At 69.6% G+C, this 23,358-nt stretch carries 25 protein-coding genes; 8 read left to right on the top strand and 17 right to left on the bottom strand.

Annotated elements, in window-relative coordinates:
* Window position 1: 1 nt before the first annotated feature.
* Entirely contained in the window at window positions 2-442 is a 441-nt protein-coding gene (locus ICN82_RS07645; protein ID WP_193181397.1) for a DMT family transporter, read from the bottom strand.
* 78 nt (window positions 443-520) lie between these two features.
* Complete coding sequence (locus ICN82_RS07640) at window positions 521-1,261, bottom strand: DUF1194 domain-containing protein (protein WP_407943750.1); 741 nt, start codon at window positions 1,259-1,261, stop codon at window positions 521-523.
* Between the two features lie 210 nt (window positions 1,262-1,471).
* On the opposite strand from ICN82_RS07640, the gene ICN82_RS07635 reads away from it, so the two are divergent.
* The 3 genes from ICN82_RS07635 to plsY are packed head-to-tail and all read left to right on the top strand — an operon-like array spanning window position 1,472 to window position 3,966.
* On the top strand, window positions 1,472-1,996 hold the full coding sequence (locus ICN82_RS07635) for a hypothetical protein (protein ID WP_193181395.1): 525 nt from the start codon (window positions 1,472-1,474) through the stop codon (window positions 1,994-1,996).
* A 60-nt stretch (window positions 1,997-2,056) separates the two neighbouring features.
* Window positions 2,057-3,361, top strand: a complete 1,305-nt coding sequence (pyrC, locus tag ICN82_RS07630) for a dihydroorotase (protein WP_193181393.1) — start codon at window positions 2,057-2,059, stop codon at window positions 3,359-3,361.
* Complete coding sequence (gene plsY / locus ICN82_RS07625) at window positions 3,358-3,966, top strand: glycerol-3-phosphate 1-O-acyltransferase PlsY (protein WP_193181391.1); 609 nt, start codon at window positions 3,358-3,360, stop codon at window positions 3,964-3,966. Before pyrC ends, plsY begins: the two co-directional genes overlap by 4 nt.
* Window positions 3,967-4,452: 486 nt before the next feature.
* Here the strand turns inward: plsY and ICN82_RS07620 are convergent, their stop codons facing one another.
* The 4 genes from ICN82_RS07620 to ubiA form a co-directional block, all read right to left on the bottom strand.
* Window positions 4,453-4,875 carry a DUF1810 domain-containing protein gene (locus ICN82_RS07620; protein ID WP_193181389.1) on the bottom strand — a complete coding sequence of 141 codons (423 nt, stop codon included), beginning with the start codon at window positions 4,873-4,875 and terminating at the stop codon, window positions 4,453-4,455.
* 72 nt (window positions 4,876-4,947) lie between these two features.
* Window positions 4,948-5,277: a hypothetical protein gene (locus tag ICN82_RS07615; protein ID WP_193181387.1), complete on the bottom strand. Its 330-nt coding sequence runs from the start codon at window positions 5,275-5,277 to the stop codon at window positions 4,948-4,950.
* The gene (locus ICN82_RS07610; RefSeq protein WP_193181385.1) at window positions 5,264-7,129 is read right to left on the bottom strand and encodes an OmpA family protein; all 1,866 of its coding nucleotides are present in this window, start codon (window positions 7,127-7,129) and stop codon (window positions 5,264-5,266) included. Before ICN82_RS07610 ends, ICN82_RS07615 begins: the two co-directional genes overlap by 14 nt.
* Window positions 7,130-7,196: 67 nt before the next feature.
* Complete coding sequence (gene ubiA, locus ICN82_RS07605; protein ID WP_193181383.1) at window positions 7,197-8,177, bottom strand: 4-hydroxybenzoate octaprenyltransferase; 981 nt, start codon at window positions 8,175-8,177, stop codon at window positions 7,197-7,199.
* 11 nt (window positions 8,178-8,188) lie between these two features.
* Here ubiA and ICN82_RS07600 point away from each other — a divergent pair, with 11 nt between their 5' ends.
* The 4 genes from ICN82_RS07600 (at window position 8,189) to ICN82_RS07585 (ending at window position 11,643) form a co-directional block, all read left to right on the top strand.
* On the top strand, window positions 8,189-8,929 hold the full coding sequence (locus ICN82_RS07600) for a 16S rRNA (uracil(1498)-N(3))-methyltransferase (protein WP_193181381.1): 741 nt from the start codon (window positions 8,189-8,191) through the stop codon (window positions 8,927-8,929).
* Window positions 8,922-9,704: an endonuclease NucS domain-containing protein gene (locus ICN82_RS07595; RefSeq protein ID WP_226898351.1), complete on the top strand. Its 783-nt coding sequence runs from the start codon at window positions 8,922-8,924 to the stop codon at window positions 9,702-9,704. The genes ICN82_RS07600 and ICN82_RS07595 overlap by 8 nt, the downstream gene beginning before the upstream one ends.
* A complete protein-coding gene (locus tag ICN82_RS07590; protein ID WP_193181379.1) occupies window positions 9,704-10,210 on the top strand; it encodes a hypothetical protein in 507 nt (168 codons plus the stop codon). The genes ICN82_RS07595 and ICN82_RS07590 overlap by 1 nt, the downstream gene beginning before the upstream one ends.
* 62 nt (window positions 10,211-10,272) lie before the next feature.
* A complete protein-coding gene (locus tag ICN82_RS07585; protein ID WP_193181377.1) occupies window positions 10,273-11,643 on the top strand; it encodes a glutamate--cysteine ligase in 1,371 nt (456 codons plus the stop codon).
* Between the two features lie 43 nt (window positions 11,644-11,686).
* Here the strand turns inward: ICN82_RS07585 and ICN82_RS07580 are convergent, their stop codons facing one another.
* Genes ICN82_RS07580 through pgsA form a run of 3 tightly spaced genes read right to left on the bottom strand, consistent with a single transcriptional unit; the run spans window position 11,687 to window position 12,953 of the window.
* Window positions 11,687-12,145: a molybdenum cofactor biosynthesis protein MoaE gene (locus ICN82_RS07580; protein WP_193181375.1), complete on the bottom strand. Its 459-nt coding sequence runs from the start codon at window positions 12,143-12,145 to the stop codon at window positions 11,687-11,689.
* Window positions 12,142-12,390: a molybdopterin converting factor subunit 1 gene (moaD, locus tag ICN82_RS07575; protein ID WP_193181373.1), complete on the bottom strand. Its 249-nt coding sequence runs from the start codon at window positions 12,388-12,390 to the stop codon at window positions 12,142-12,144. The genes ICN82_RS07580 and moaD overlap by 4 nt, the downstream gene beginning before the upstream one ends.
* The gene (pgsA, locus tag ICN82_RS07570) at window positions 12,387-12,953 is read right to left on the bottom strand and encodes a CDP-diacylglycerol--glycerol-3-phosphate 3-phosphatidyltransferase (protein WP_193181371.1); all 567 of its coding nucleotides are present in this window, start codon (window positions 12,951-12,953) and stop codon (window positions 12,387-12,389) included. Before pgsA ends, moaD begins: the two co-directional genes overlap by 4 nt.
* Window positions 12,954-13,056: 103 nt before the next feature.
* Here pgsA and ICN82_RS07565 point away from each other — a divergent pair, with 103 nt between their 5' ends.
* Window positions 13,057-14,775: a tetratricopeptide repeat-containing sulfotransferase family protein gene (locus ICN82_RS07565; RefSeq protein WP_193181368.1), complete on the top strand. Its 1,719-nt coding sequence runs from the start codon at window positions 13,057-13,059 to the stop codon at window positions 14,773-14,775.
* A 176-nt stretch (window positions 14,776-14,951) separates the two neighbouring features.
* Here ICN82_RS07565 and uvrC read toward each other — a convergent pair whose 3' ends face one another.
* The 8 genes from uvrC to ICN82_RS07525 all read right to left on the bottom strand — a co-directional run bounded on the left by uvrC (window position 14,952) and on the right by ICN82_RS07525 (window position 23,187).
* Entirely contained in the window at window positions 14,952-16,826 is a 1,875-nt protein-coding gene (gene uvrC, locus ICN82_RS07560; protein ID WP_193181366.1) for an excinuclease ABC subunit UvrC, read from the bottom strand.
* 286 nt (window positions 16,827-17,112) lie between these two features.
* Window positions 17,113-17,892 (bottom strand): SDR family oxidoreductase, encoded by a 780-nt coding sequence (locus tag ICN82_RS07555; RefSeq protein WP_193181363.1) that lies wholly within the window; start codon window positions 17,890-17,892, stop codon window positions 17,113-17,115.
* 11 nt (window positions 17,893-17,903) lie between these two features.
* Complete coding sequence (locus ICN82_RS07550; protein WP_193181441.1) at window positions 17,904-18,854, bottom strand: calcium/sodium antiporter; 951 nt, start codon at window positions 18,852-18,854, stop codon at window positions 17,904-17,906.
* Window positions 18,855-18,856: 2 nt separating this feature from the next.
* Window positions 18,857-19,027 carry a hypothetical protein gene (locus tag ICN82_RS07545; RefSeq protein ID WP_226898359.1) on the bottom strand — a complete coding sequence of 57 codons (171 nt, stop codon included), beginning with the start codon at window positions 19,025-19,027 and terminating at the stop codon, window positions 18,857-18,859.
* A 4-nt stretch (window positions 19,028-19,031) separates the two neighbouring features.
* Entirely contained in the window at window positions 19,032-19,832 is an 801-nt protein-coding gene (locus ICN82_RS07540; protein ID WP_193181357.1) for a S49 family peptidase, read from the bottom strand.
* Between the two features lie 89 nt (window positions 19,833-19,921).
* A complete protein-coding gene (locus tag ICN82_RS07535; RefSeq protein ID WP_193181354.1) occupies window positions 19,922-20,761 on the bottom strand; it encodes a CpsD/CapB family tyrosine-protein kinase in 840 nt (279 codons plus the stop codon).
* A 33-nt stretch (window positions 20,762-20,794) separates the two neighbouring features.
* Window positions 20,795-22,327 carry a GumC family protein gene (locus ICN82_RS07530; protein WP_193181352.1) on the bottom strand — a complete coding sequence of 511 codons (1,533 nt, stop codon included), beginning with the start codon at window positions 22,325-22,327 and terminating at the stop codon, window positions 20,795-20,797.
* Window positions 22,324-23,187 (bottom strand): ExeA family protein, encoded by an 864-nt coding sequence (locus tag ICN82_RS07525; RefSeq protein ID WP_193181349.1) that lies wholly within the window; start codon window positions 23,185-23,187, stop codon window positions 22,324-22,326. The genes ICN82_RS07530 and ICN82_RS07525 overlap by 4 nt, the downstream gene beginning before the upstream one ends.
* Window positions 23,188-23,358: the final 171 nt, after the last annotated feature.

Genomic DNA, 23,358 nt, shown 5'->3' with positions numbered 1-23,358 from the left:
CTCAGGCGCGCAGCGCCATGACCAGCCCCGCCCCCATCACCGCCAGCCCGGCGGCGCGCTGCAGGCTCAAGGGCCGCGCCACCGCGCCGAACAACGCGAAATGGTCGATCGCCGCGGCCGAGAGGATCTGGCCGAACAGCACGCAGAGGATCGCGTTGCCCAGCCCGAAGGCCGGGGCGATATAGGTCACCGACAGGATGTAGAAGGCCACCAGCGTGCCGCCGAGGAACAGGTAGCGCGGCTGGCTGCCCAGCCGTGCCAGCGCCCCCGGCCCGGTGATCAGCGTGACCGCGGCGGCAACCACGAATCCCACCACGAACAGCACCGCGCAGGCGGCGGCAGGCGATCCCAGCCGCTGGCCCAGCTGGGCATTCAGCGCCGCCAGGACCGGCACGCCGATCCCGGCCGCCAGCATGATGAGCACATAGGGGAGGTTGGGCATGGCGTGGCTCTCCGGCTGCGGCCGGATCGGCCCGGCCCGCCGTCCTTGTCGCGCGCCGCGCCGCGGCATGCAAGCGCCTCACTCCCCGGCGAAGCGCGCCCCGCCATGGGTCCCGCCGATCTCCAGCACCAGCTTGCGGCGGACCGCGGCGGCGAAGGTGTCGCGGCTTTCGGCGGTGACGACGAAGGCCCCCGGCCCGCCGATGATCCGGTCGCGATACTGCTGTTCCAGGTTGCCGCCCCCGGGCCGCCCGCTGCAGTCGCGGCACAGGATCGCCAGCCCGTTGATGGTGATCCCCGCGGCCAGCACCTCGGCGCGCGCCGCCTCCACCGGCGGCCCGTTCCAGCTATTGGCGCTGTCGCCCGAGAAATCGATCACCTTGCGCCAGCCTTCATAGGCGTTCCCCTCTATCAGGTCGCGCCCGGTCAGCAGGGCCGAGCCGATGGCGTTGCGCCCGAAGGCGCGGCGCGGGGCATCGAGGATCGCGCCCGCGAAGGCGGCCGCGCTTTCGGGCCCGTCGATGCGCATCCAGGGAACGACGACATCCTCCTCCCCGGCGCTGGCCCATTCGACATAGGTGACGGCGATCACGCCATAGGCGGTCTGCCGGATCGCGCCCAGCACCTCCGGCGAGGTCATCGCCGTCGCATAGCCCTCGCGCTGGAACTGCGTCTCGGCACGGTCGATCGATCCGGAGGCATCGGCCAGCAGCACCAGCTCCAGCTCCACCTCCTCGGCCAGGGCCGGGGCGCAGACCCCCAGGAGCCCGGAAAGACACGCCAGGCGCAGCAAGGCGGACGGAAACGGCATCGGGGGCATCGGCAGGCTCCTTCGCGACATATCTGCCGAACATGATCCGATGCGCCGGCCCATGCGCCAAGCCCCGCGCGCCGCCACACGCAGAAGTGAGCCCGCTTGCCGCGCATCTGCCCGCGCGCGCGGCACGACGCGACCGGCCCGCCCCGCGCGATCCGGTCTTTCCCCGCGCCGCGCCTGCCCCTATGCGGGAGCGTGAAAGGAGACACCGCCATGCAGACCGATCCCTGGGCCGGGCTTCTCGATCCCGGCGAACGCATCCTCTGGCAGGGGCAGCCCGATGCCGGGATCGACTGGCGGCGCCTGCGCCCCGTGCCGCTGCTGGTCGGCGCGATCTTCGCCGCCACCGGCACCGCGATCTGCGGCATGGGGCTGCGCCAGCTGGCGGGCGGCGACCCGATGGGGGCCATCCCCGCGCTGTTCGGCCTCGCCTTCGTCGCGGTCGGGCTGCGCGCGGCGGTCGGCGATGTCCTGATCGATGCCTGGCGGCGGTCCCGCAGCTGGTACACGCTGACCAGCGCGCGCATGCTCGTGGCCACCGACACGTTCGGACGCAGACGGCTGCGGGGCTGGCCGATCGATGCGGACACGGTCTTCGTCTTCGAGGAAGGCCCGCCCGGCTCGGTCCTGCTCTCGGGTCGCGGCCGGGCCGGGTTCCGCCGCATCGACGATGCCCGCCACGTCTATGCGCTCGCCCGGCAGGTCCAGCGCGATGCGATGCGGCAGGCGGGACCTTGACGCGGGGCGCCTTGTGACGGATCAGGGGGCAGCCCTCCGAGACCCGAGCGACCGAGCCCCGTGACCCAGACCGCCCCCCCCCGCCCGACGCTTCTGCACAATGCCCGCCTGATCGACCCCGAGACCGGGCATGACGGTCCCGGCGCGGTCCTGATCGAGGGCGGCACCATCGCCGCCTGCCTGCCCGGGCCCCTGCCCGAGGGCGAGTTCGGCGGCGCCGAACGCGTCGATTGCCGCGGCGCCTGCCTGGCGCCCGGCATCGTCGATATCGGGGTCAAGGTCGGCGAACCGGGCGAGCGGCACAAGGAAAGCTTCCGCTCCGCCGGGCTGGCGGCCGCGGCGGGCGGCGTCACGACCATGGTCACCCGCGCCGATACCCGCCCGGCCATCGACACGCCCGAGGTGCTGAGCTTCGCCCTGCGCCGCGCCGCCGAGGTCTCGCCCGTGCGCATCGCCCCGATGGCGGCCCTGACCAAGGGCCGCGAGGGCCGCGAGATGACCGAGATCGGGTTTCTCCGCGATGCCGGGGCGGTGGCCTTTTCCGACGGCGACCAGGTCGTCGCCGATACCAAGGTCCTCTCCCGCGCGCTGAGCTACGCCCGGAGCCTCGGCGCGCTGGTCATGGGCCATGTGCAGGAGCCGGTCCTCAGCCGCGGCGCGGCGGCGACCTCGGGCAAGTTCTCGTCGCTCTACGGCATCCCGGCAGTTTCGCCGATGGCCGAACGCATGGGGCTGGAGCGCGACCTGGCGCTGGTGGAGATGACCCGCGCCGCCTATCACGTCGACCAGATCACCACCCGCGCCGCGCTGCCGGCGCTGCTGCGCGCGCGCGAGGCCGGGCTGGACGTGACGGCGGGCATCTCGATCCACCACCTGACGCTGAACGAATTCGACATCGCGGGCTACCGGACCTTCTTCAAGGTCAAGCCGCCGCTGCGGGCCGAGGAAGATCGCGCCGCGATGGTCGAGGCGCTGGCCGCGGGCCATATCGACGTGATCGGCTCCATGCACACCCCCCAGGACGAGGAAAGCAAGCGCCTGCCCTTCGAGGCGGCCGCCTCCGGCGCGGTCGGGCTGGAGACGCTGCTGCCGGCGTCGCTCCGGCTCTACCATGCGGGCCATATCGGGCTGCCGCGGCTCTTCGCGGCGCTGTCGCTCAATCCCGCGCGGCGCCTGGGCCTGGAGGGCGGGAGGCTCTCGCAAGGGGCGCCCGCCGATCTGGTGCTGTTCGATCCCGACGCGCCCTATGTGCTGGACCGCGAGACGCTTCAGTCGAAATCCAAGAACACCCCCTTTGACGGCCAGCGGATGCAGGGCCGCGTGCTGGGCACGTTCGTCAACGGGATCCGGGTCTTCTCCCGATGATCCCGGCGCTGGTCACGCCGCTTCCCTGGCTGCTGCTCGCGGCGGTCTGCGGCTATCTGCTGGGGGCCGTGCCCTTCGGCATGGTGATGGCGCGGCTCTTCGGGCTGGGCGACCTCCGGCGGATCGGATCGGGCAATATCGGCGCGACCAACGTGCTGCGCACCGGCAACAAGCCCGCCGCCGCGCTGACCCTGATCCTCGATGCCGGGAAGGCCGCGGCCGCGGCCTTGATCGCGGGCATGCTCTGGGGGCCGGACGCGGCACAGCTGGCCGGGGCGGCGGCCTTTCTCGGCCATTGCTACCCGGTCTATCTGGGTTTCCGCGGCGGCAAGGGCGTGGCGACCTTCCTCGGCACGCTGCTGGCGCTGGCATGGCCGGTCGGGCTGGCGGCCTGCGCCACCTGGCTGGCCGTTGCCGCGGTGCTGCGCATCTCGTCGCTGGCGGCGCTGGTGGCGGCGGCCCTGGCCGCGCCCTGGGCCTGGGCCCTCGGGCGGCCCGAGATGATCCTGCTCTGCCTGGCGCTGGCGCTGCTGGTCTTCCTGCGCCACCGCGAGAACATCGCCCGGCTCATCGCCGGGACCGAACCGCGGATCGGCCGCAAGTAGCCCCGCCCCCGCTGCGGTGACCGCATCGGCGCCGCAGGGCCGATGCGGTCAACGCAGGACCCCGTCACGGATCCCGCCGGGGTCCGCCGACGAAACCGGCGCATCCGGACCGGCGCGGCGCGCGGCGCGCGTGCCTTCCGTCCAGGCGCCCGGGGACCATCACGGCAGGGGGACGGCAGGATCGGCGGCTCGCGCCAGCGTCCCCGCCATGCCCGCGCGCCGCCACCGGGCATGTTGCCTATCCTGCCGGATGCTGCCCCGGGCCGCGGGCGCATGACGGGCCGGGCCCGCCCCGGCAAAGCCCGGTCCCCGGCAAAGCCCGCGCGCGGCGTGGGCGCCTGCGCGCGCGCCCGTCGCCATGACCCCTGCTGCCTGCCTCATGCGCGCATCGCGACCGGCCGTCCCGGCGCCCCGGCCCGGGCCCGCGACCGGCCGGGGATCATCCTGCCTGCCCCGTGATGCCGCTGCCGGTCTGCCTGCAGCTGCTCAGCTGAACTGATCCACCGCCTTGACCGTCAGCGGACAGGGCGCCCCGCGGAAGAAGGCCTTCAGCACCGTGCGGAACATCTGCTCCTCGGGCCGGGCCAGGTGGAACAGCGTCGCGCAGGAGCGCAGTTTCGCGGCATCCACGGAGCCCAGGATCTCCGCGGCGGGGCGGTCGCGATGGAACATCATCGCATCCATCGCCGCCAGCAGACGCAATTCCAGGACCGGGTTGTGCAGATAGTCGCGGGCTTCCTCCAAATTCTCGATGCCGTAATAGATCGAGTTCTCGGAATGGCCGTTTCCCCGCAACTGCGGAAAGATGTACCAGATCCAGTGGGTCTGCTTCCGCCCTGCCAGGATCTCCTGCATGGCATGGCGATAATCCCGTTCCTGGGCCTCAAGGAACCTCTCGAGCTTTGACATCTGACCTCCTGCGCAGCGCCGCCGGGACAGTGTTGGCAGAGGAGGGGTTAAGAAACCCCCCTGCCCCTGCCGTCAGCCGCGCATATTCTGCGCCTCGATATAGGCGCGCAGTTCCGCGGCCTCGTCCCGGGCCACGCGCAGCGCCTCGCGGGTCATGGCCAGGTCGCTGCGCAATTCGCCCGTCCCCGCCTGCATCTCGTGGCGCAGCCGGTGATGCTCGGCACGGGCATGGTCGCGTTCCTCCTCGGCACGATGCAGTTCTTCGGCCATGGAATCCAGCTGTCCCAGTTCCGCGTCGGACACATGCGACAGGCGCGTCACCACCCAGTGGGTCAGGAACCCCATCAGGAACGCGCCGAACAGCAGCAGTGCGACCGCGACAAGCGCCTCAGTTCGATCCATTTGCCCCGCCCTCCTCCGGCTGTGCTGCATCGGCTCCGGCCGAATCGTCCTCCGTCACCAGCCGGAAAGCGATGCGGCGGTTCGCCTCGCGCCCCGCCTCGGTGCCGTTATCGGCGATCGGGCGGGTTTCGCCATAGCCCCGGGCGGTCAGCTGCCCGGTCAGCACGCGGCGCGCCGCAAGCGCATCCAGCACCGCCTCCGCCCGCGCCTGGCTGAGCAGCTCGTTCATCTCCTCGCGGCCCTGGCTGTCGGTATGACCGCCGATCTCCATGGCGACATCCGGACAGTCGCGCAGCACGGCGGCGATGCGGTCGACGGTTTCCAGCCCCGCCGCGCCCAGTTCCACCGAACCGGGGTCGAAATCGATCCGGTCCTCGAGAAGGATGCCGTTGACCGCCTCGACACAGGCCTCCGGCGAGGGGCCCGCCTCTGCCTCGGGGGGCGGCGCGACATAGGCGACGTCGACCGAGAACGGCAGGCTGTCGCCCAGCGTGCGCGACAGCTCGGCCGTGATCCGCGGCACGGCATCCTCGACCTGCGACCGGCCGGTGACGGTCAGCGCCTCGGCGGTCATCTCCACCCGGCCCTCCGACAGCAGGGCCAGCGCCTCGGTCGCGGCCAGCGCATGCACGTCCCAGCCGCGCGGCAGGTCTGCGGCCAGGCTGATGACCCGGGTCAGGCTGTCCGCCCCGAACCGCGCCGCCGCCAGGCTGGCCAGCACCGCCTCGTCCTGCGCCGAGGAGAGCGGGCCGCGCAGCGTCACCGGCCCCTCGGCGCTGCGGGTCAGGCTCAGCCGCGCGACATCGCGGTCCTCGTCCTCCACCGGAACGGGCATCAGCGACAGGCGGTAGCCCGCAGGAAGCGCCTGGCGCAGCCCGTCGCCCGCCCGCGACAGCGCCTCGGGCGCGACCCCGGCCCCGGGCAGCACCGTGACCATGCTGTCGGAAAGCGTCACCGCGCCTTCCTCAAGACCCGCCAGCGCCGCGATCGCCGCCTCGGCGGCGGCAGGCCACTGCCGGTCCGGCGCCCCCAGCGCGACCTGGCAGACCCCCGGATCGCTGCCACCGGCCCCGGCAAGAGCTGCCAGGATGCGGTCCAGGTCGGGACCCGATTCCGCCGCGCAGCTTTCCAGGAGCAGGCCCTCGGCATCCTTGGAGACCCGCAGCAGGAAAGGGCTGAGCCGCTCGCGCGGCTGGCGCAGCTTGACCGTCACCTCCACGCCCTCGGGCGCGCCGTCGAGGAACCGCGCCGTCCAGCCCGCCCCGGCCGGCCCCTCGGGGGCGACGCCTTCGACGGTCAGCGCCCCGGGCGTGATCTCGACCCGCACATCGGGCAGCTCCGTCAGGGCCTTCACCCCCAGCGCCGCGGCGTCGCGCCAGCCCTCGGAGGACCGGGCCAGGGATTCGGTGACGATGTCGGAAATCTCGGCCTCCGGCAGCAGCGCGCGCAGCGTGCCGACGATGTCGTCGCCGCCCTCGCGCCCGGCCGGGATCAGCCCGTGCATCAGCACGCTGTCGCCGTTGCGCAGCACCTCCAGCACATAGGACAGCTCGGGCATGTCCTGGGGCGCGGCCACGGCCATGCGGTCGCGGATATGGGCGGGATTGGCGGTGCGCCCGGCAACGGTCAGCGCGCGGAACCGCGCCGCCTCGTCGGGGGCGGTGCCGCTGAGCACGATCTTCAGCCCGTCCGGCGCCACCACCGCCCAGTCGAGCCCCTCGGCGGCCAGGGCGGTGCGCACCTCGGTACCGTTGCGGGATTCCAGATGATCGACGCCCAGCAGCGCCAGGCCGCAGGCCCCTGCCGCCGCCACGCCGAGGATCGCGAATTTCGCCCAAGTCAAACCGTTCACGCCTGTTGCTCCCGAGACACGGAGGATTGTGGTTCGCGGAAGTACTGTGTTTTTGCCCTTGCCGCAATCAGAAGGCTGCGCCTGCGCACAGGAAAGCAGCGAAAATCAGCCCAGCGTCCCTGTTTGCACGGAAAAGGGCCAGGCACAGGTCGGTATCGTCGATATCCAGCCGCCACCACTGCCAGGCCAGGTGCAGCCCCATCGCCGCCGCCCCGCCCCGCGCCAGCCACAGCGCCGCGGGCCGTCCGGCGCCTCCCAGCGCCATCTCCACCGCCGCGAGCAGCAACAGAAGGACCAGCGCGCCGAACAGCGCCAGCCAGGCCCGGGTCTGCCGGCCGAAGAGCCGCGCGGTCGATTTCACCCCGATCAGCGCGTCATCCTCGCGGTCCTGATGGGCATAGATCGTGTCGTAGAAGATCGTCCAGGCGATGCCGCCCAGATAAAGGCAGACGGCCGGCCAGCCTAGGCTGCCCTGATGCGCCGTCCAGGCCAGCAGGGCGCCCCAGTTGAAGGCGAGGCCCAGGAACACCTGCGGCCACCATGTGAACCGCTTGGCGAAGGGATAGACGCAGACCGGTGCCAGCGACAGCAGTCCCAGCAGGATGGCGTTGAGGTTGAAGGTCAGCAGGATGGCGAAGGCGACCAGCGCCTGCAGCGCCATCCAGATCGCGGCCCCCCTGACCGTCACCTGCCCCGAGGGGATCGGCCGCGACCGCGTGCGCGCCACTGAGCCGTCGATATGGCGGTCGGTGATGTCGTTCCAGGTGCAGCCCGCGCCGCGCATCAGGAAGGCCCCGATGCCGCAGCCGAGCGCGATCCAGGCGCCGTCCCAGCCCAACCGCCCCTGCGCCGCCGCCGACAAGAGCAGCCCCCACAGGCAGGGGATGAACAGCAGCCAGGTCCCCGCCGGGCGGTCGGCGCGCGCCATGCGCAGCCAGGGCCGTGCCCGCGGCGGCGCCAGCCGGTCCACCCAGTTGCCGCGCACCGCATCGGCAACCACGCCGTCGGCGGACGACGCGGGCTCTGGTCTCGGGATGGTCTCGGACATAGAAAGGCCCCATGGCTTTGGCAAAGATCAGGCTCTTCCTAGAGCATCCGATGGCGGCGGGGCAAACCCTGCCTCTGGCGAAGGAACAGGCGCATTACCTTTTCGGGGTGATGCGGCTTGCCGCGGGCGACCGCCTGCCGGTGTTCAACGGGCAGGACGGCGAATGGATCGCCGAGGTGGCAGAGGCCGGGAAGCGCGGCGGCAGCCTGACCTGCCTGGAACAGAGCGCGCCGCTGCGCCTGCCGCCCGACCTGTGGCTGGCCTTCGCGCCGATCAAGAAGGAACGCACCGATTTCATCACCGAGAAGGCGACGGAGCTGGGCGCGGCGCGGATCATTCCGGTGCAGACCGACTTCACCAATTCCGCCCGGGTGAACCGCGACAGGCTGCAGGCCCATGCCGTCGAGGCGGCCGAGCAATGCGGCGGCACCTTCGTGCCCGAGGTGGCCGGGATGACCCGGCTGGGCGAATTTCTGGACGCTTGCGGGGCGCAGCGGCAGATCATGTTCTGCGACGAAACGCTGACCGGCGAGACCGTGCCCGCACGGCAGGTGCTGGCAGAGGCCGGGCGCGGCCCCTGGGCGGTGCTGATCGGCCCCGAGGGCGGGTTCTCGCAGGAGGAGCGCGACAAGCTGCACGCCCTGCCCTTCGCCCATCCCGTCAGCCTCGGCCCCCGCATCCTGCGCGCCGACACCGCCGCCGTCGCGGCGCTGACCCTGTGGCAGGATGTGCTGGGGGACTGGAATGGCTGAAAGAGAGGGGGCCGCCACCATGGATCAGGCTGGATTTCGCCAATGGCTGGAAACGAGCTACGAGCATCTGGCGAAGCGAACCATCGACACGTACATCTCCGATCTGCGCCGCGTCGTGAAGGAATACGGCCCCATTGAAGGGATCGTGTCGGACGGGGGGCTGGAGAATCTGCGCCGCGAATTGAGCTATTCGGCGGCGGACGAACGCGCAAACCGCCCCAATCCGTCGCGCCTCGCGATCAACGGGAGCTTAAGCAAGACCCTACCCGCCTATCGCAAGGCAGTCGATCTCTTTGCGAAATATATTAACGAAACCGCAGGTTCTACGGAAATCGCCGCAGCAGCCATGTCTGAGCGGCTAGACGATGGCCCTTGGCCTGAGCCGTCTGCGACCGTGGACAAGAAACAGCGACTTGCGCTGGAACGGGATCTGCAGAAGGCGCTGCGCAGACAGATCGGCGCGCTCGAAAGCGGTCTTGCGATCGCGGATGACGGGACCGAGCATTCCGTGCCATCCGGTTTCATCGACATCCTCTGCCGCGACAATGCCGGAACGCTTGTCGTCGTCGAACTGAAAGCAGGCACCACCGATCCGCGCGTGGTCGCGCAAACCCTAGGCTATATGGGCGATCTGATGGACGACAATCCCGACACGCCGGTCCGCGGCATCATCGTGGCGCATGACTTCGACAAGCGCACACGTTCTGCGGCCAAGGCGGTGCCGAATCTGAGGCTCGTGCGCTACGCCATCTCTTTTGATTTCGAGCCTGCCTGATGTCGCTGATCCGGCCCGAGATCCGTGCGGGGCTGTGGCGCGGGCGCGAGATGGTGGCGGGGGCCGGCGCGGGCCTCGCGGGGCTGTGGATCGTTCTGGCGACCTTCGGCGTCACGCGCTGGCTGGGCGCGGCGATCCTGCTGGCCGGGCTGGCGCTGATCCTGGCGGGATGGCAGCGGATGCGCCTGCGCCCGAAGGAGCGGGGGCTGGGCGTGATCGAGACCGACGAGGGGCGCATCACCTACTGGGGCCCGCTCGATGGCGGCAGCGTGGAGCGCGACCTGCTGCAGGCGGTCTCCCTCGACCTGGACAGCCGCCCGCCGGTCTGGGTGCTGACGCGGCGCGACGGACCGGATCTGCACATTCCCGTGACCGCGACCGGACAGGACGGGCTGGTCGACACGCTCAACAGCCTGCCGGGGCTGAGCGCGGCGCGGCTGGCGCGGGCGCGCGCCCGCCAGGGCGGCGGGCGGCACCTGCTGTGGACCGCCAAGCGGATCGGTTGACAGCGCCGCCGCTTCGCAGCAGGTGTCGGGGAACATATGCACGACAGTCAGGAAACTAGCCGATGTCCATTCCCCAAAGCGGTGGCGGTCCGATCGAGAGCATGGATCAGCTGGCCGGCTATCTCGAATCCGGCTGCAAGCCCAAATCCGACTGGCGCATCGGCACCGAGCACGAGAAGTTCGGCTATTGCCGCGACACGCTGAAACCCCTGCCCTATGACGGGCCGCGATCGATCCGGGCGATCCTGGAGGGGCTGCGCGACCGCTATGGCTGGGCCCCGCTGGAGGAAGGCGGCAAGATCATCGGCCTGACCAAGGACGGCGCCAATGTCAGCCTGGAACCGGGCGGACAGCTGGAACTGTCGGGCGCGCCGCTGATGTCGATCCACGAGACCTGCGACGAGGTGAACCAGCACCTGCGCGAAGTGCAGTCGGTGGCCGACGAGATGGGCGCGGGTTTCATCGGGCTCGGCGCCGCGCCGGTCTGGACGCATGAGCAGATGCCGATGATGCCCAAGGGCCGGTATCGCCTGATGACCGACTACATGCAGACGGTCGGCAATCTCGGTCTGCAGATGATGTACCGCACCTGCACCGTGCAGGTGAACCTGGATTTCGGCTCCGAGGCGGACATGGTGCAGAAGCTGCGCGTGGCGCTGGCGCTGCAGCCGGTGGCGACCGCCCTGTTTGCCAATTCCCCCTTCCTGGAGGGGCAGAAGAACGGCCACAAGTCCTGGCGCGCGCGGATCTGGCGCGACCTGGACCCCGACCGCACCGGCATGCTGCCCTTCGTCTTCGACGAGGGCTTCGGCTTCGAGGCCTGGGTGGAGTACGCGCTCGATGTGCCGATGTATTTCGTCTATCGCGACGGGAAATACATCAACGCGCTGGGACAGTCCTTCCGCGACTTCCTGAAGGGCGAATTGCCGGCCCTGCCCGGCGAGGTGCCGACCCTGTCGGACTGGGCGGACCACCTGACCACGATCTTCCCCGAGGCGCGGATCAAGAAGTTCATCGAGATGCGCGGCGCCGATGGCGGCCCGTGGCGCAGGCTCTGCGCGCTGCCGGCGCTGTGGGTCGGGCTGCTATACGACCAGTCCGCGCTGGATGCCGCCTGGGATCTGGCCAAGGGCTTCACCGCCGAGGAGCGCGACGCCTGGCGCGTGGCGGCCTCGGTCGAGGGGCTGCAGGCCGAGGTCGGCGGGCGGAAGATGCGGGATCTCGCGCGCGAGGTCGTGGCGATCGCCGAATCGGGCCTGAAGGCGCGGGCCATGCCCGGCGCGGGCGGGCTGGTCCCCGATGAAACCCATTTCCTCAGCGCGCTGAAGGAAAGCCTGGAAAGCGGCGAGACCCCGGCCGACGAACTGCTGCGCCGCTACGATACCGACTGGCAGGGCGACCTGAGCCGGATCTACGCGGATTATTCCTACTGATCCGGGCAAACGGTCCCTGGCGCCCCTGCCAGTGGCGGGGGCGCTATTGCTCGCGCGCGGCCCAGCGGCCGAGCGCCGCCTCGTCCCCGTCCTTCGCCGCGACCCAGGCGGCGTCCCGGGGGCCGATCTCCTTCTTCCAGAAGGGCGCGCGGGACTTGAGGTAGTCCATCAGGAACTCCGCCGCCTCGAAGGCGGCCAGGCGATGGCGCGCTGCGGTGGCCACCATCATGATCGGCTCTGCCGGGACCAGCCGCCCGTGGCGATGGATGACCAGCGCATCCGCCAGGTCCCAGCGGCGCCGCGCCTCCTCGACGATCCCCGCGATGGCGCGTTCGGTCATGCCGGGATAATGCTCGATCTCCATCGCGACCATGCCGCCCGCCTCGCGGTCGCGGACCACGCCGGTGAAGCTGACCACCGCGCCGGCATTCTCCAGCCCCGCCGAAAAGGCGTTGAGCTCTGCCCCGGCATCGAAGCGCGCGCTCTGGACGCGCACGCTCATCCGCCGGTCATCGGCGGGAAGAAGGCGACTTCCCGCACCCCCGCCAACGGCGCGTCGAACCCGCTCAGCTCCTGGTCGACGGCAACCCGCAGCGCCGAGAGATCCGCGAAGGCGGCCCCGTAGCGGGGATCGCGGCCGCGCAGTTCCTCCACCAGCTCCATCACCGTGGCGGCAGAGGTCTCCACCCGCTCGCGCGGGGCCCCGATCCGTTCGCGGACCCAGGCGAAATAAAGGCAGTCGATCATGGCCGCGGCTCCTCCTTCAGATAAGGCAGCGCCTTCCACAGGTAGTCCCAGCCGGTGACCAGCGTCAGCAGCCCCGCCAGCCACAACAGCAGCGCGCCGGTCAGGTCCACCGCCCGGAGATGCATGCCCCCCGCCGCCAGCAGGATGGCGATCGCCACCATCTGCACCGTGGTCTTCCACTTGGCCAGTTTCGTGACCGACAGCTTGGACGCGTCCTTGCCGAGGAATTCGCGCAGCCCCGAGACGAAGACCTCGCGCAGGAAGATCGCGGTGGCGGGCACGATCAGCCAGGGGTCCATGCCCGATGTGCCGAGGATCACCGCCAGCGCGATCACCACCATCGCCTTGTCGGCGATCGGGTCCAGCATCGCGCCGAAGCGGCTCTGCTGTCCCCAGGCGCGGGCGATCCAGCCATCCAGGAAATCCGTCAGCGACGCGCCGACGAACAGGCCGAAGGCGATCCAGTCCGCCAGGGGCCGCGGCAGGAAGGCGAAGGCCAGCGCCGCGCCGGGGGCCGCGACGAGCCGCAGCACGGTCAGGATATTGGGAAGGGTCCATCTCATGGCTCTCTCCTACCGCGCGGCGCAGGACAGGGAAAGGGCGCATCGGTTCACCGGGGCTTAGACCTTTGCCGCTATGTCCTCGCGGCGGAGAAAGAGGCAGGACATGGCAGCGGAGACAGTCGAAAGCGTGCTGCGGCGCGCAAGGAGCCTGGACCGGGCGGGCGCGCCCGGCCGCGCGGCGGAACTTTACCTCGGCGTGCTGGCGCGCCATCCCGGAAACCGCCGCGCGCGCGCCGCGCTGCAACGGCTGACCACACGCACCGCGCCGGAGGACAGGCGGCGCATCGGGGCGACCGTTGCCGCCTGCCGGGCGCTCTTGCGGGCGAACAGGGCGGAGGCGGCGCGGGAGATGGCCTGCGCGGCGCTGTCGGACGGTCCGCATCTGCAGGATCTGCACACGCTCATGGCGGAACTTCTGGCCGCCGCCGGCCAGCACGACGCCGCCCTGGCGCATCTGATGACCGCCCGGCAGCTGGCACCGCGCGATCCCGGCACGGCGCTCAACCTGGCACGGCTGCTGTCCGGGATGGGCCGCTTTGCCGAGACGGCGGAACTCTGTGCCGCGATCCTGGTGGCGCGGCCGGACGACCTGCCCGCCCTCGCGCTGTCGGGGGCGGCCCATGTCCAGCTGGGACAACCGGCCCGGGCCCGGGCCTGTCTCGACCGGGCGATCGCCCTGCGCCCCGGGGATGCGGGATTGCATCTGCAGCGCGCCGAACTGCACCTGGCCGCGGGCGACGGCGCCCGGGCCGAGGCCGATATCGCCGCCGGCCTGCGCGCCGATCCCGGCCGGGCCGAGCTGATCCACCTGGCCTGCCGGAGCGCGACACGCCCGCCGGGGGACCCGCTGTGCCGGCGCGCCGCGCAGCGGCTGCGCGAGCCCGGCCTGCCCCGGCGGGACGAGGCCTTCCTGTGCTTCGCCCTCGCGCGGCAGATGCATGCCGCCGGGGATCGCGCCGGGGCCTTTGCCCACTGGGCGCGGGGCAATGCCGCCTGGCGCGCCGAAACCGGGTATGACCCACGGGAGGACATCGCGGAATTCACCCGCATGCGCCGGATCGCGGCGGCGGGATTCGGGGCGATCCGGCCCGCGCCGCCGAGCGTGCGGATCCCGGTCTTCGTCATCGGCCTGCCGCGCTCCGGCACCACCCTGGCCGAGCAGATCCTGGCAAGCCATCCGCAGGTCCATGGCGCCGGGGAGCGTGACGCCCTGCCCGCGGCGATCCACATGGACGGCCCGCCGGAGGCGCCGCCCGACGCCGCGCGGCTGAACCGCATCCGCACCGCCTATCTGGAGGCGCTGGCCGCCACGACCCCGCCCGCGCGCTATGTGGTGGACAAGATGCCCAGCAATTTCCTCTACCTGCCCTGGATCCTCGCCGCCTTTCCCGAGGCCCGGGTGATCCGGATGCGCCGCGATCCGGTGGCGGTGTGCTGGTCGAATTTCCGCAATTTCTTCCCGCAGGGCGGACGGGGCACGGGATTTGCCCAGGACCTGCGGGACCTGGCCCTGTATCACGGCCTCTATGCGGAGATGATCGGCGACTGGGATACCCGGTTTCCCGGCCGCATGCGGGTTCTGGACTACGAGGCGCTCTGCGCCGACCAGCGGGGCGAAACCGCGCGGCTGCTGTCGGATCTGGACCTTCCCTGGGATCCGGCCTGCCTGGAGTTTCACCGGACGCGGCGCCTGGTGACCACCTGTTCGGCCGAACAGGTGCGGCGCCCGATCTATCCGGGGGCCTCGCAGGAATGGCGGGATTATGCGCCCTGGCTCGGCCCGCTTCTCTCGGGGCTAGCAGCGGCGGAGGGCGCGCGATAGCGCGTCAGCCTTCCGCGGCCCGGGCGGCGCGCAACCCTGCAGCCCTGCACCGGCGCGGTTGCGGGCAGGACGGCGGGCGCGGCCGGTCCCGCGACCGGGCGCCTTCCGGCGACCGCAGGGACAGCCGGGCCCCTGCCCCGCGGCACGCGCAGCGGCCCTTGGAGCAAGGCCTTTGCTCAGCCTGCGGCGTGGAAGAAATCGTAGATCTTCTGCGCCATGCTTTCGGAAATCCCGTCGACCGCGCGCAGATCGGCCAGGTTGGCGCGGCTGACCGCCTTGGCCGACCCGAAATGCGCCAGAAGCGCCCGCTTGCGCGCCGCGCCCACGCCCGGGACCTCGTCCAGCGGTGTCGCCCCGACCGCCTTGGCGCGTTTCGCCCGGTGGGTGCCGATGGCGAAGCGATGGGCCTCGTCGCGCAGGCGCTGGATGAAATACAGGACCGGGTCGTTGCGGCGCAGGGCCATGGGGCGCTGGCCGATGCGGTGGAATTCCTCCTTGCCCGCATCGCGGTCGATGCCCTTGGCGACACCGACCATCGGGATGTCCTCGACGCCGTATTCCTGCATGATCTCGTGCACGGCGCTGACCTGCCCGGCGCCGCCATCGATCAGCAGAAGATCCGGCCACAGGCCCAGCGTCCGGTCCGGGTCCTCCTTCAGCAGGCGCTTGAAACGGCGGGTCAGCACCTCCTTCATCATGCCGAAATCGTCGCCCGGCACCAGGTCGTCGCCGCGGATGTTGAACTTGCGGTACTGGTTCTTCAGGAACCCCTCGGCCCCCGCCACGATCATGCCGCCGACCGCGTTCGTGCCCTGGATGTGGGAGTTGTCGTAGACCTCGATCCGCTGGGGCGGGCCATCCAGTCCGAAGGCCTCGGCCAGCCCGCGCAGGAGCCGCCCCTGCGTGGCGCTTTCGGACATGCGGCGCGCCAGGCTCTCGCGGGCATTGCGCAGCGCCCCGGCCACGAGCTCGGATTTCTCGCCGCGCTGGGGCATGGCGATCTCCACCTTCCGCCCGGCCTTCTGCGACAGCGCCTCGAGCATCAGGTCCTCGTCCTCGATCCCGTGAGACAGAAGGATCAGCCGCGGCGGTTCGCGATCGGCGTAGAACTGGCCCAGGAAGGCCTCCATGATCTCGGTTTCGCCCGCCCCCTCGCCGACGCGCGGGTAATAGTCGCGATTGCCCCAGTTCTGGTTGGCCCGGATGAAGAACACCTGCACGCAGGCCTGCCCGTTCTCGGCGTGAAGCGCGATGATGTCGGCCTCGGCCACGCCGCGGGGATTGATGCCCTGGGCTGTCTGCACCTGGGTCATCGCGCGGATGCGGTCGCGCAGGGCCGCCGCGCGCTCGAACTCCATCGCCTCTGCCGCCTTGGCCATCTCCTCGGCCAGCTGGGCCTGGACGCGGGTGGACTTGCCCGCCAGGAAATCCTCGGCATCGCGGACCAGCCCGCGATATTCAGCTTCCGAGACATGGCCCACGCAGGGCGCGCTGCAGCGCTTGATCTGGTAGAGCAGGCAGGGCCGGGTACGGCCCTCGAACTGGCTGTCGCTGCAGCTGCGCAGCAGGAACACCTTCTGAAGCTGGTTGAGCGTGCGGTTCACCGCCCCCGCCGAGGCAAAGGGCCCGTAATAGCGCCCCGGCGCCGATTTCTTGCCCCGATGCTTGGCGATCTGCGGGAAGGCATGGCTGCTGACATGGATGTTGGGAAAGCTCTTGTCGTCGCGCAGCAGCACGTTGTAGCGCGGCTTCAGCTGCTTGATCAGGTTCTGCTCCAGCAGCAGCGCCTCCGTCTCGGTGCGCGTCGTGAGGAACATCATCGACGCTGTTTCCGAGATCATCCGCGCAATCCGCGGGGAATGGCCCTGCGGCCGGGCATAGCTGGAGACCCGCGCGCGCAGGTTGCGCGCCTTGCCGACATAGAGGACGCGCTGCTGGTCGTCGAGCATGCGGTACACGCCCGGCGCCGTTTCCAGGTTGCGCAGGTAATCCGCGATCCGGGCATGGCCCGTCAGCGGCGCGGCCTCGGTGCGATCGGTTTCGGGCGTCATGGCAGCTTTCCGTGATTCCCCGAGCCCTGCCTGCTTTCAGCCGCGATCTCAAGGGCGAACATACCCACGGAACCTGTGGATAAGTCTGTCGAAAACTTATGGGCAGATGGGATTTTCCGTTGTTTCACGGGTCCTTCCCCGAATTGCCCAAAACTTGGGCCAAAATTCAAGGCATTGAAAGAAAACAAAACTTTTTCGGCAGCGCCGTAAGAAGCTGAGTTTTCTAACAATTCCTTAAACATTCCGTGAAGACATTGCGACCGGTGCACAACTGGGACGGGCGGGGTTACTCGACGCCAAGCACGTCGGGCGTGCGCCAGGCCAGATGCTGACCGCCATCGGTGCAGATCAGCTGCCCCGTGACGCTGCGCGCCTCGACCAGATAGCGCAGCGCGGCGCAGATATCGCCCGGATCGGCCCCCCGTTCCAGCACGGTCGCGGCCCGCTGCGCCGCGAAATGCTCGGCGCTCTGCCGGGCCCCCTGCATGGTCGGCCCGGGCCCGATCGCGTTGACCCTGACCCGGGGCGCCAGCCCCTGCGCCGCCGTCTGCGTCAGGGTCCACAGCGCCGCCTTGGCCAGGGTGTAGGTGGTGAATTCCGGCGTCAGCTTGCGCACCCGCTGGTCGATCATGTTGACCACGACCCCCTGCGCCACCGGCTCGCCCGCGGCATCCGTCACCGGGTCGGGCACCTGGGCGGCAAAGGCCTGGATCAGCACGAAGGGCGCGCGCAGGTTGCTTTCGAAATGGCGGTCCCAGCTGTCCCGCGTGGCACTGGCGATACTGTCGTATTCGAAAATCGAGGCATTGTTCACCAGCACCGTCAGCGGCCGCCCGAAGGCGGCACGCACCGCGGGGACCAGGCCCTGGATATCGGCCTCCACCGTCAGGTCGGCCCGGAAGGCCCGCGCCTCGCGGCCCATGGCGCGCAGCTCCGCGCAGAGGCTTTCCGCCTCGGTGGCGGAGCTGGCGTAATGCACGGCGATGTCATGCCCCTGCTCCGCCAAGCTCAGCGCCATGGCCCGGCCCAGCCGCTTTCCCGCCCCGGTGATCAGCGCGATGCCCATGTCCGTCCTCCTCAGCCCAGCACGATCGCCAGGTAGCCCGCATAAAGCGCAAGCAGCCCCGCCCCGGCAAGACGGGTCAGGTTGCGACCCATCAGCACGAAGGGGATCAGCAGGAGCGACGCGCCCAGCATCACCCACAGGTCGGTGGTCAGGAACTGGGCCTCCACCGGCACCGGCCGAATCAGGCCGGTCACCCCCATGATGCCCAGCAGGTTGAACATGTTCGATCCGATGACATTGCCGAGCGCCACCTCGGCATGGCGGCGCATGGCGGCCACGACGGTGGTGGCAAGTTCCGGAAGCGATGTGCCCACCGCCACCAGCGTGAGCCCGATCGCCGTTTCGGAAATTCCGAAGTCGCGGGCGATATTGACCGCCCCTTCAACCAGCAGGTTGGCCCCCAGGGGCAGGCCGATCAGGCCCAGCACCAGCCAGACCCCGACCTTCCAGCCCGGCATGGCGGGATCGGCGCCCTCCAGATCCTCGGCTTCGTCAACGGCCGCCTCGCCCTGGGCACGGTGGGCCCGCGCATCGCGCGCCTGGTCCCACAGCAGAAGCGCCAGCCCGGCCAGAAGGACCAGCCCGTGGATCCAGGTGATCGGCCCCAAGAAGCAGATCACGATGAACAGAACGCTGGCTGCCAGCATCCCCAGATAGGTCTTGCGCGTGTCGCACTGGCTGGTGAGGATCGGCGCGATCAGGGCGGGAATGCCCAGCACCAGCAGGATATTCGCGGTGTTCGACCCGACGACGTTGCCCAGGGCGATGCCCGGCGCGCCATCCAGCACCGCCCGGATGCTGATCAGCAGTTCCGGCGCCGAGGTGCCGAAGGCGACGATGGTCAGCCCCACGATCAGCGCCGGGATGCCCAGCCGCAGGGCGAGGTTCACCGCCCCCTTCACCAGCGCATCGCCCGCCAGCAGCAGGATCACCAGACCCAGCCCGGTATAGACCCAATCCATCATCACTTTTCACCTTGATCGCAGTTGCAGCCAGAGCGGCCGATCAGAAAACTGTTGCAATGCGGGCACCGGCGCGGCGCCCCCAGGCTTTTCGGGCGGCGCGGCAGGCGCAGCTTGCCGAACATGGCAAGCACCGCCATGCCGATCAGGAAAAGAGTGACGATCTTGATCACGCCGTCACAGCCCGTAGCGGGCATAGAGCGCCCGTTCCTCGATCGCCAGTCCCAGATCCCCCGCGATCCGTGCCCCGAGACCCGGGATCAGCCCGCGGCGGCGGGAGAAGACGGAGAACCGCACCTTCTCTCCGAACAGCTCCTGCATCTTCGGTTTCAGATGCGCGATGCCGTCGGCCAGCCCCAGATCGACCGCGCTCTGCCCGATCCAGACCTCGCCGGTGAACAGGTCCCGGTCCTGCGCCAGGCTCGGTCCGCGCCGGTCGCGGATCTGCGCGATGAAGGCCTCGTGGATCTGCGACAGGATCCCGTCGAGCCGCGCCACGTCCTCCTCCGCCTCGGGGCGGAACGGATCCAGCATGCTCTTGGACTGGCCGGCGGTATGCACCCGCCGTTCGATCCCGTGACGGGCGATCAGCTCATGCGCCCCGAAGGAGGAGGAGATGACCCCGATCGACCCCAGCACGGAACAGGGATCGGCCCAGATCCGGTCCGCAGCCGAGGCCAGCCAATAGCCGCCCGAGGCCGCCACGTCCTCGACAAAGGCGTGGACGGGGACCTTCTCTTCCTCGGACAGGCGGCGGATGCGCGCGCCGATCAGCGAGGATTGCACCGGGCTGCCGCCGGGCGAGTTCACGACGAGCGCGACTGCCGAGGGGCGCCCGCGCGCAAAGGCCTTCTCGATCAGCGGGGCAAGGGCACGGTCGCTGAGCGCATTGCCCCTCGACCTGGCGGCGATGACCCCCTGCAGGTGGATCACGTTCACGCGCGGCGCGCGGCGGAAAAAAGGGAAAACCGGCTTCATGGGATGCACATAGAGGCTGCATCCCGGCCCAGCAAGAAGCGGCGCGGCGGAAGGCCGCGGCCCGGGCGGCCGGAACCGCCCTGCCCGGCTCAATAGGTGCCGTAACCGTAGCCGTATTCGTAGCCGTAGCCGCTGGGCGCATAGCGCGTCTTGTTCAGCACCACGCCCATCACCTCGGTCATCTCGCTGATCTCGCTTTCGGCGACATCGAGTTCGTCGATCGTGGTCTGCTCGGCCGCCGCGATCAGAAGCGCGGCATCGACATGTTCGAGGAACCCGATCGTGTCATCGCTGGCCAGCAGCGGCGCGGTGTCGAAAATGGTCAGGTCGGGCCGGTAGGTTTCCTCCAGCGCGGTCAGCACCTCGCGCGTGCGGGCGCTCTGGAGCAGCTCGGAGGAATTGGCCTCGGCCGCCAGGTTCGTGCCGAAGGCCAGGTTTCCGCCATAGCAGGCCAGGTGCTGCTCGGCCGGTTCGAGCCCGGCGAGGACCTTGGCGAAGTAATGCGGCTCCTTCAGTCCCAGCACGCGGGCAAGGCTGGGGCGGCGCAGGTCCAGCTCGATGACCATCACCCTCAGATCGGACTGCCGCGCCAGGCTGAAGGAGAGGTTGGCCGTGATGGTGGTCTTGCCGCATTTCGGCGTGGCCGAGGTCACGACGAGCCGTTTCCACCCCTTGGCCTTCGCCTGCTGCAGCACCTTGGTGCGCATCATGTCGAAAGGCCCGGCCTGCTGCTTGCCGAAGAAGGACACCACGCGGCTGTGCTGCAGGTCGCGCGGATTGGGCACGAAGGGCTTGAGCGCCGCCCAGCGGGCGGCCACCGCCGCGTCATCGGCCGCGGCGCGGGGGCTCCTGGCGGGGGCGGCCTCCCGGCCGGACAGCCCGCCGCGCTTCTCGCGGGCACGCTGGAGGGCATTCTGAAGTCTTTCCATTGATCTACCTCCTGGCTCCGGACACGCGACTGGTCAGCGGGCCGAAACGCTCATCCCGAACTTGTTGGCGATCCGTTCGACAAGACTGTCGAGCGGGACGACATAGACATGCAGCGCCCAGATGATGACCGGGATCGCGATCAGCACCATCAGCAGCGTTCCGAAGATCACCACCCGGCGCAGGCGCGTTTCGGTCTCGGTGCGGATCAGCGGAATGACGGCGAAGGTCGCGATGCCCAGCTTGTCGCTGATCTCTGCGGGCCGGCGGATCGACCGGTTCAGAAGCTCCAGCAGAACGACGAAGCCCAGCCCCAGGGACAGGCCCAGGCCGACCCCGGCCGCCGCGATCAGCGGACGGTTGGGCTTGGAGGGGCTGGCGGGCCGGGTGGCCTGTTCGACCACGCTGATGCGCTGGGACTTGCCGCCCAGCTCGATCCGCTCGCCCGTTTCCGCCGCCGAAAGTCGCGACACCGCTTCCTGATACTGGCCCTGCGTGCTTTCGAAATCGCGTTGGAGCGCGTCCAGCGTCACGGTGGTGGCGGGGATCTTCTTCAGGTTCTCCTCGATCCGGCCCAGTTCCGCGCGCAGCGAGTCGCGGGCGGCCTCCAGGTCGGCGATGCTGCGATCGTATTGCGCCAGCTGGACGTCGAGGACCGATTGGGGCGTGCCCCCCGCCGCCCCGGCACTGGTGGCCACCCGCGACTCCAGCTGCCGCACCCGCGCCTCGAGGACCTTCAGGCGAGGATTGTCGGGCGCGAAGACCGCCAGGGCATTGTCGAGATCGCGCCGCGCCTCTGCCAGCGCCGCCTCGTCCGGCGAAAGCTGCCGTCCCGCGCCGGTCGCGCCGGTGGCATCGAACAGGTCCTGGGCGTTCTGCTTCTGCTGGCGCAGCGACTCGATCTGGCTGTCGAGATCGCGCACCTGTCCCAGCATCGCCTCCTGCCGCGAGAACAGGAACTCCCGCTGCTCCGGCAGCCAGTCGGCATTGGCGGACTTGAACTGCAGGATCTTGGCGCTCTGGTCATCCAGCTCGACGCCCAGGCGATCGACCTCGTTCTGGAAGAACTCCATCGTATCCCCGGCGGCGACGGTGCGCATGCGCACATTCTCGTCGAGGATCTGCGTCACCAGCGCATTCGCCACCCGCGCCACGACATCCGGGTCGCCGCCCCGGAAGGAGACGTCGACGAAGGTCGCCTCGTTGCGCCCGCCATGGATGGTGAAGGCTATCCTGTCCCGCATCTGCTCGACGATCGCGCCGGAGGGCAGCCCGGGCTCGTCGGCGAAGACATCCATCCGGTTGGCCAGGTCGATCAGGTTGGCGCGGGCCATCACCCGCTGCTGGATCACCTGCAGCTGTTCGTTGGCGACGACATTCACGGTGGAGGCGGCCAGTTTGTCGGAAATCTGCGGCGACTCGACCAGCATGCGCGCCGAAGCCGAATATTCCGCAGGCATGACCATCGCCACGGCGACACCGATCACCGAGAAGAACACCGCAATCACGAAGAAATAGTGAAAACGCCGCCAGAAGATTGAAATATAATAAGAAAAGTCGATTTTCATTGCGTGGGGTTCCTCTCGGACGCAAAGCCGCCAAGATACACGCCGTCATCCAGAACCGAGCGCACGGTCTGCTCGGTGACGGCAGGCTGGTCGGCGGAGAAGGCATAGACCAGGGCGAGATCGCAGATCTGGTTGACCAGCCGGGGCACGCCGCCGGTGACCTCGTGGATCAGCGGAATGGCGGCAGGGTCGATCTCCGCGCCCGTCCCTCCCGCGACGCCGAGACGGTGCGCCACGTATTCGGCGACGGTCTGCGGCGACATCGGACCCAGATGGAAACTGGCCCCCACGCGCTGCAGGAACTGGCGGAGGCCGGGCTGGCGGATCATGTCGCGGAATTCGGGCTGGCCGACCAGCACCAGCTGAAGCAATTCGTCCTTGTTGCTGTTGATATTGGTCAGCATGCGCAGTTCCTCGACGGTTTCCGGCGTCAGGTTCTGAGCCTCGTCGATGATCAGAACCATGCGTCGTCCCCGGGCATAGACATCCAGCATATGCTCCTGAAGCTGCTGGAACAGCTGCACGTAGCTGAAATTCGGATCAAATTGTACGGAGAACGCGTGAAGCACCCATTGCAGAAGCTCTCCGCGCCCCCCCTGGGCATTCGAGATCAGGCCGATATCGGCTTCTTCGCCCAGGGTGCGCAGCATGTACTGCAGCAGCGTCGTCTTCCCCGCCCCGACCTCGCCGGTTATGACCGTGATCGGCGCGCGGGTCATCATTCCGTATTCCAGCATCGTGAAGGCCAGCCGGTGATCGCGGGACCAGAACAGGAATTCCGGATCGGGCAGCAGGGTGAACGGCCGCTCGGAAAACCCGAAATGGGTATTGTAGATGTCTGTAGGAGCCGTCTTGTTCATGGAGCCGTCTTGTTCATGATGTCCCAGCTTATACGACCGCCGGGCCGGTGTCGCCTGTGCCCGGCGCCACACCCGCCTGCGTCCCGGCGCGCGCCCGGACAGTGAATGCCTTGCATAAACTCACCTGCGGGTCTCTTTGAATGTTCGCCGTCGCAGCAAAAGGTCGCAATT

The organism is Mangrovicoccus algicola, assembly GCF_014903745.1.
In the GTDB taxonomy this organism is placed as follows: Bacteria; Pseudomonadota; Alphaproteobacteria; order Rhodobacterales; family Rhodobacteraceae; genus Mangrovicoccus; species Mangrovicoccus algicola.
This window is presented reverse-complemented; position numbering and strand designations above follow the sequence as displayed.